Below are 7,752 nucleotides of genomic sequence, written 5' to 3' on the forward strand. Positions count from 1 at the left end.
ACTCAGTAACGATCTTTGAAAAATCGATATCAAACACTTGGCGGGAATGATAACCGACTCGACGATATTGGCCTTTTGGTAGCTGTTTCCGATCGACCTTGATATCTTCAATGATGTCCGGATGGATCATCGACCCTTTCAAGCGTAACTCCAACTCTACCATTTTGGCCACCGGGTTTTTTGTTTCCTTTTCCTAAAGGGATCGGTTGATGGCGGCTTGCTGCTGTTTGAACTGTTTAGATTCAGACGGTTAGCATTAGATTCAGACGGTTAGCAAGCAAGGTAATAACCAGGATCAAGATTTCAAACATCGACCTGGTCGATGCCGGCATTTGTTCTACGTCCCTAATCAGGGCCTGTAATTTTTCAATGGTTGCCTGGATATCGATATTTTCAATTGTCATTCGATTTTCTCCCTGTGTTGTGGAAGCATTATAACACAGGTTTTAAAAGCGAAATTTCGCTCAATATAATCGATTTTACGGGACTTTTAATTTTTGGCGCCGGCAAGCTATGTGTGCCGGAAAAGACTGCAGTATCAGTTCAACACAGACTTCCTGCAGTCAAAATATGATGACTTGTTTGGGCAAACCAAAAATCGAAAAAAATGGCCAAAACCCGTGTCAAGTCTTTTTTTTAGATTTAGCAATTTTTTTTCGCTGAATAATTACGTTTGATTTTATAAATCAGCTCCTATAACTTTTCATAAATGCGTATAAGTGGCGGTCATTTCAAAGGCAGGAAAGTCAGTCCTGTAAATAGCCCAGGTGTGAGACCAAGTAAAGCTATTGTTCGTGAAGCTCTTTTTTCGATCCTTGGCCCGTCGTTCTGTGATGGGAAAGTGATCGGTGATTTATTTAGTGGTAGCGGAATTATGGCCATTGAAGCTTTGAGTCGCGGAGCGGCAAAGGTTTTTTGTGTTGATTATGACACGGAAAGTTGTTCCCTGATCAGAGCAAATTTAGCTTTGTTGGAAATATCATGCAATGCTTTGGTTTTACAAATGCGGATCGAGTCGGCCTTGAATTACTTTAGATCAAATAATATTATCTTAGATCTTGTTTATCTTGACCCTCCTTATATTAATTCTGAAGATGCTGTCGCCATGGTTGACCTGGCATGCAGTTATAACATTCTGGCGCAGGAATCTTATACCGTAATAGAACATAGGCGATCATGTAAACTTCCAGATAGTCAATTTATGTCTGTTGTAAAACAAAAATGTTACGGACAAAGTCAGCTCACCTTTTTAAAGCTTAAATCATAAATTTCACCTGACCTTAATGGAGCCCTCTGAAGTGAAAGTTATCGGGTCAAAACCTCAGTCATTACAAGCCGTGGCTGTTTTCCCCGGATCTTTTGATCCGGTTACAGTAGGTCATATTGATCTGATTCAAAGAAGCTCTATGGTTTTTGATGAAGTTGTTGTTGCGGTTGCCTGCAATCAGGAGAAAACCCCGCTTTTTTCGGTATCTGAAAGAATCGCGATGATAAGTAATATTTTCACAGATAACACTAAGGTTATGGTTGAAACTTTTGATGGATTATTGATTGATTACCTTGTCAATCGCGGCGCCAAAGTTATCATTCGCGGCTTACGCGCCGTATCGGATTTTGAATACGAGTTTCAGATGGCTTTGATGAACCGTAAGCTTGCACCTGGGATAGAAACATTTTTTATGACTTCCAGCGCCCTTTATACCTATGTGAGTTCCAGGATTGTTAAAGAATTGGCTTCGTTGGGGGGGGATGTTTCCGACTTAGTGCACCCGATTGTCGAAAAAGAAATTAAATTAAAATATTCCAAATATTCAAGGGATTAAAATTTTTTGATAAGGCACTACTTTAAAGTTGCTGGGGCTTTGTTGATTTGGAGTACCTGGGGTATATTAGTCAGGAAACTTCAGTTAGAAGCTTTTGATATTGTTCTGTTTACCACCTTGTTTTCCCTTCCGCCGCTTATAATTGTCAACTTGAGCCGGCCCGGTTTTTTCCGCAGTGATTATGCCATTTCTCGATCTACCGTTTTGGGGTTATTTTTGTTGACGGTAAGTTTGCTGCTTAATAACTATTTTTATTTTGCTTCATTCAATCAAACCTCAATTGCAATCGCGGTTTTCACTCATTATTCAGCCCCGTTTTTTGTTGCTATATTAGCCCCTCTGTTGTTAAGAGAAAAATTTGAATCCTGGGTTGTATTACCCATGTTGCTTGCGGCGATTGGGTTGTTTGCTATTCTGGTTCCAGACTTCAGTTTTTCTTTTTCTGTCCGTGATGCCCGAGGCGCCATATTCGGGGTTGTTTCTGGACTTTTTTACGCTTTCACCTTGATCTTTGCCAAACGCCTGACCGCTTTATTGCCTGCTCTCGTTCTGGTATTGTGGCAGGGGGTCTTAATCGTATTGCTACTACTCCCCTTCTCTGGCTTTGCTTCATCTTTTTCGTCCTTTTCGCATTCTACCTGGAGTTTACTTGTTATAAGTGGATTGACACATTGCGGGCTGGCCCCTCTTATTTATTTGTCAGGTTTAAGTCGCATTAAGGCTCAGCATGCAGCAATAATTGGTTATGTTGAACCTTTGTCAGCGGTTTTACTTGGTTTTGTAATTGCTCATGAATACCCCAAATGGCCGGTTTGGGCTGGGGGTGTTTTGATTTTAGCTGCGGGTGGTCTGATCACTGGCTGGAGAATCAGGAAGGTAGCTTATGAATGAGCTCTGTTCGCGTAAATGGGTGCCGAAAAGAAAGCCGTTTGAGACCGAGACCGTGAGCAAGCTTTGTAAAGAACTCGGTATCTCTTCACAGCTGGCATCTTTGTTAATCAGTCGTGGTTTTTGTGAATACGCCACGGCGCATAAATTTCTGAACCCATCTCTACATGATTTGCCCGATCCCTTTTTAATGGCAGGCATGGAGCAGGCCGTCTCTCGTCTTGAACTGGCATTTTGTCGGCAAGAAAAGATCATCGTTTTCGGAGATTACGACATGGATGGGATCGCAGCGACGACCATTCTGGTTGATTATCTGCGCAAAACCGGCTTTGAAGTTGATTTCATCATCCCCTCACGACTGACTGAAGGTTATGGCTTAAATGCCAATGCCGTCAAACTGATTGCTGAAGAGGGGGCAACTTTGTTGGTCACGGTCGACTGTGGTATCTCCAGCTTTGCAGAGGCTCAACTGGCCAAATCTCTCAATTTGGACCTGATTATTACCGATCATCACCAGATTCCTGAAAAACTGCCTGCTGCTTTGGCAATTATTAATCCGCATCTGGATCATTGCCGATATCCCGATAAGAATTTGGCCGGGGTTGGGGTTGTTTTTAATTTAATGATGGCTTTACGTCGTCATTTGCGTCAATCAGGACTTGCACGAGAAATTAATCTTCTCCAGTATTTAGATCTGGTAGCCTTGGGAACCGTTGCCGACATTATGCTTCTGACTGGTGTCAATCGAATTTTAACCAGTTACGGACTGGTAGAAATTAACAAGGCTAACCGCCTTGGACTTAGAGCTTTGTTGGAAGCCAGTCGTTTCCCTCACGGGCAAGAGGTTAAAGCTCGGGATTTGGCCTATCGTCTGGCTCCCAGAATTAATGCGGTCGGTCGTATTGATAATGCGAAAATTGCGGTTGAGCTTTTTTTGACTAATGATAAAGCGATAGCCCGGCAAAGAGCCCAGTTTCTAGAGGAATGTAATACTCTTCGTCGAAAGATTGAAAGTGATATCAAGGAAGAAGTAGAAGAGATTTTATCCGGCGGAAATGAATATGCCGATAAACGAGCAATTATCTTGGCCTCTGAAAAGTGGCATCCCGGAGTTGTAGGTATTGTTTCCTCAAGAATAGCTGAAGATCATGCTAAGCCGACAATCTTGATGGCCCTGGAGAAAGGTGTAGGGCGCGGTTCGGGGCGCAGCGTTCCGGGTCTTAACTTGGTCAAGGCCCTGGAATATTGTCAATCACATCTTCTTCGTTTTGGTGGTCATGAACAAGCTGTTGGCTTGACCATAAACGAGAAGGAAATACCAGGATTGCGCGAAGGGATAGAAGAATTTCTAACTCGATCAGACTTTAAGATCAGGGGCCTGCCAGATCTTGAAATCGACGCCTATCTTGAACCTCTGGAGATCAACCAGAAATTACTTAATGAGATCGAGCTTCTCGAACCTTTGGGACCGGGTAACCCAGAACCAATTTTTGCGCTGCGCAAAATGCGACTTCTCAAAACCCTCTCTGTAGGTCAGAGCCGTAAACGTCATTTTAAATTTACTTTTGCTGGTGAACAAGATACCCGTTTATCCGGTATCGCCTTCAATTTCAATGGAATAAGCCCGAAAAGTGGAGATCAACTTGACTTGGCTTTTACCGCCGAAAAAAATACTTGGCAGGGGAAAACTGAAATCCGTCTAAATCTGATTGATTTTCATTTTTATCAATAGTCTTTAGCCCCTCCCCTTGTTCAGGCCGTCTTTTCCGTTAATCAGCTGAGCTTTAAATTATTTTGTATTTAGTCGGGGGGTTGGACGTCTTGAATCGTCGCGGGAATCAGGTTCTATGTTCTGTCCTCAGAATGTCCGGCGAGTTGAATAGTGATCCCCTGCCGCGGCCACACATAATGCCAACAACAAACAGACTGTTCATCTCGAAGAACACTTAAGAGTTCAATCTATGGATTAGTTTTGCTATCAATAGGTTACAAGCGTTACTTGAAGGTTACAGATAAAAAGGGTTAACGGTCGAAAAAAGGGCTTTTGTTTGCAATTGAAAGAGGAATCGCATAAGCCATTTTAACCTCGGACGGCATTATTCCTAACTCCATCACCGCTTTGCCGCAGGAAAACATAATCCGGTTGTCAACATGATGCAACGCTGCCACAGAAACGGCACTGCCCAAAGCGATACCCAAATCAATGATATTAAAATTACACCGCCCCTCACCTTCGTCGCGACATGTTTGGCAGTTTTTGTAACCGCAGTCTCCGCAATGGGGTATTCCTAAAGGTTTAAAGGCCGTGCCGATAACCAGAACCGCTGGCACCTGATAAACATTAGCGGCATCGCGTTGAAAGAAGGGAATATCTTCTTCTCGGGCGATGGTCTCCATACGCTTAGCAACCCGGTCTTTGTCGTCAGCGGTCAGAAGAGCGGTAAAGATAGTATCCGCCCCTTTGCCTTTAGGTGCTGTTCTTGCGGCTGCAGCCATTAAGCGGCCAACCTCCAAAACCGCTTCTTTTTCAAGATCTTTATCCGAGATAATCATTATTACTCTCCCTGATCCTTTTCTCGATTTTCGTATTTTGCCGGCAAGAAAATTGTGGCAAAGAGTCTACAAACATGATAATCGTTAGTTTCTGATTTTGCAAGTGTTACGTTACAGTGCTGAATCAAGTAGGCGCTCGCCGAATTTAAGTTGGTTACCAAAGAGGGAAAAAGCAAAGGAATGTCGCGTTTTGCGCTCTGGGCGCCTTGGAGAATAAATTATATTCTGGACGACACACCAAAACAAAAGGAGAAAGAGAAAGAATGTCTCTTCTGTCGCCTCCACCAAGAAGACCAAGATCGCACTAATCTGGTTCTCGCTCGTAGTCGGCAAAGTTATGTTCTTTTAAACCGCTATCCTTACAGCAGTTGTCATCTTCTGGTTTTACCGATGACTCATGTCGCCGACCTGAATGACCTACAGGCTGAGTCGTATACCGACTTGATGTTATTGTTGAAAAAGTCGACCGGCTTCCTGCAGCAGGCCCTGAACCCGGCAGGCCTTAATATAGGTCTTAACCTTGGGAAAGCAGCTGGAGCCGGGATCGAGGATCATCTCCATTTTCATATTGTTCCGCGTTGGCATGGAGATCATAATTTCATGCCGGTTATCGCCGACACGATGGTCATGCCACAATACCTTGATGATTCATATACAAAACTCAAACCTTTTTTTACGACTGTATAACCTGATTTACATTATATGGAGGGGCGTCACTGATGCGTTATTTAAAAATCGCCATTATTTTGGTTTTTCTGTTTCTGATTCTGGTGTTTATTTTTCAGAATAGCTCCACCTTATCGATGGTGGTTGAGCTCAAGTATGGCTTCGGAGAATACGTCCTGCATAAATCCCCTCCTCTTTATTTGATCATTTTTTGCGCTCTTTTCCTGGGTGCGCTCACGGTCGCCATGTTCGACATTATTATAATTTTAAAAAATCGACGCCAATTGAAAAAACAACATAAAAGTATAGCTGAGCTTGAAAATGAACTAGCTCATTTCAGAAATCAACCCTTAACAGAAAGCGGAATTTCCATTAGCAGTCCTGAGATAAACAATCATGCTTGCCAAAGCGAATAGGCTGAATGGAAAACAACCTTTGAAAAACAATTAGATTACATATGTTTTTGGTGTGCCTGCTGATCTTTATCCTGTCGCTGTCGTTAATTTTTTTTCTGTGGTTGCGAAAAAAAATTAATCTGGCAAGACTGGATAACGCAACTCGGCAGACAGCCAAATCTTCTTTTCCGGCACCACTCGAAAGCAATAATCGACATGAATTTGATAGTTCTCAGCTACTACAAACCTACTTCAGGGGTTTGTCTTACGTACTAGCCAACGAAACCGATAAAGCAGTTGCTGAATTTATCAAGGTGGCCCGCGTCAACAGCACTACCGCCGAAATTTACCTGGCATTAGGACAACTATTTCGTAATTCTGGTGAAATGGAGCGCGCCATCCGGGTTCATAGGGATATTCTTCTACGACAGAACCTGCCGGAAGACATTCGTCAACGGACTTTTTTCGAGATCGGTCTTGATTACGCCAAAGCCGGCCTTTTTGACCGGGCCTGCCGTACCTTTGAGGAAATCCTCGGTCATAACCCTAAAAATCATGCCGCTCGCTTGGAATTGGTTTCTCTGTATGAAAAAACCCGCGAATGGGAAAAGGCACTGCAGCTTTTTGAAAACGTCCCCTCTGCTGATAAGCACAATAATATCATTGCCCACCTGCATACGGAAGTAGCTAAAACCGCCATTCTTAATGGAGACCGGGAAAAAGCCGTGACCTTTTTTCATCGAGCCTTGCAGCTTGATGAAAACTGTATTGATGCCTGGCTTCATTATGGGGATCTTCTTTTGTCAGACGGACTTTTCGAAGAGGCTCTGGCAAAATGGAACAAGGCTTTTGTTTTAAACCCAGACTTAGTCAGTCTTCTGATAAATCGTTTCACAAAATTAGGGCCGGAAAATCAGGCTCGCGCCGAGAAGGATTTTTTTATACGTCATGCGCAAGGCTACAGCAATAACAATCATTTTAAAATGGCCTATATCGGTTGGTTGATTAACTCTGGGAATTTTGAACAGGCCGGAGAAGCGCTGCAAGAATTAATGAGTAAAAAAACCGGGGACAGAGATATCTTTTCCCTGATGCAGAAGCTGCTGACAGCCCTAACCCAGAAGGGCCGGGGAGAAGGACAGCTCTATCAGGAACTGATTCGTAATTTTTTTTCGACCCAGTTACGCTTTGAAAAAAACTATCGTTGTCGAAAATGCGGATATCGCCTTGAAATCATGCTCTGGAAATGTCCTCGTTGCTCTACCTGGGACAGTATCACCGTTATCTAAAATCGACGAACTCGGTTTGGTTGTGATACTCTAAAATTGATCAGTTAAAGAGCTAGTGATTACGGAAAATTGACCACCCACAGCGACCTTTTCTGTATATGGTTTTTAAAACCATATACAGAAAAGGTGAAAGGATGC

The 7,752-nt window shown here is 43.1% G+C and carries 8 protein-coding genes; 7 read left to right on the top strand and 1 reads right to left on the bottom strand.

Going from position 1 to position 7,752, the window contains the following annotated elements; genetic code table 11:
* Positions 1–709: 709 nt before the first annotated feature.
* Genes rsmD through recJ form a run of 4 tightly spaced genes read left to right on the top strand, consistent with a single transcriptional unit; the run spans position 710 to position 4,443 of the window.
* Complete coding sequence (gene rsmD / locus ENN66_09450; protein ID HDS16809.1) at positions 710–1,267, top strand: 16S rRNA (guanine(966)-N(2))-methyltransferase RsmD; 558 nt, start codon at positions 710–712, stop codon at positions 1,265–1,267.
* Between the two features lie 16 nt (positions 1,268–1,283).
* Positions 1,284–1,823 carry a pantetheine-phosphate adenylyltransferase gene (locus ENN66_09455; protein ID HDS16810.1) on the top strand — a complete coding sequence of 180 codons (540 nt, stop codon included), beginning with the start codon at positions 1,284–1,286 and terminating at the stop codon, positions 1,821–1,823.
* A gap of 6 nt (positions 1,824–1,829) precedes the next feature.
* Complete coding sequence (locus ENN66_09460; protein HDS16811.1) at positions 1,830–2,714, top strand: hypothetical protein; 885 nt, start codon at positions 1,830–1,832, stop codon at positions 2,712–2,714.
* Positions 2,707–4,443 carry a single-stranded-DNA-specific exonuclease RecJ gene (gene recJ / locus ENN66_09465; GenBank protein ID HDS16812.1) on the top strand — a complete coding sequence of 579 codons (1,737 nt, stop codon included), beginning with the start codon at positions 2,707–2,709 and terminating at the stop codon, positions 4,441–4,443. Before ENN66_09460 ends, recJ begins: the two co-directional genes overlap by 8 nt.
* Positions 4,444–4,733: 290 nt before the next feature.
* Here the strand turns inward: recJ and ENN66_09470 are convergent, their stop codons facing one another.
* Positions 4,734–5,264, bottom strand: a complete 531-nt coding sequence (locus ENN66_09470) for a ferredoxin (protein HDS16813.1) — start codon at positions 5,262–5,264, stop codon at positions 4,734–4,736.
* A 180-nt stretch (positions 5,265–5,444) separates the two neighbouring features.
* Here ENN66_09470 and ENN66_09475 point away from each other — a divergent pair, with 180 nt between their 5' ends.
* The 3 genes from ENN66_09475 to ENN66_09485 are packed head-to-tail and all read left to right on the top strand — an operon-like array spanning position 5,445 to position 7,614.
* Positions 5,445–5,951, top strand: a complete 507-nt coding sequence (locus ENN66_09475; GenBank protein HDS16814.1) for an HIT domain-containing protein — start codon at positions 5,445–5,447, stop codon at positions 5,949–5,951.
* A 32-nt stretch (positions 5,952–5,983) separates the two neighbouring features.
* The gene (locus tag ENN66_09480; GenBank protein ID HDS16815.1) at positions 5,984–6,346 is read left to right on the top strand and encodes a LapA family protein; all 363 of its coding nucleotides are present in this window, start codon (positions 5,984–5,986) and stop codon (positions 6,344–6,346) included.
* 41 nt (positions 6,347–6,387) lie between these two features.
* Positions 6,388–7,614, top strand: a complete 1,227-nt coding sequence (locus ENN66_09485) for a tetratricopeptide repeat protein (protein ID HDS16816.1) — start codon at positions 6,388–6,390, stop codon at positions 7,612–7,614.
* The last annotated feature ends 138 nt before the right edge of the window (positions 7,615–7,752 follow it).

It is taken from the genome of Pseudomonadota bacterium (assembly GCA_011049115.1).
GTDB lineage: Bacteria > Desulfobacterota > Anaeroferrophillalia > Anaeroferrophillales > Tharpellaceae > DSCM01.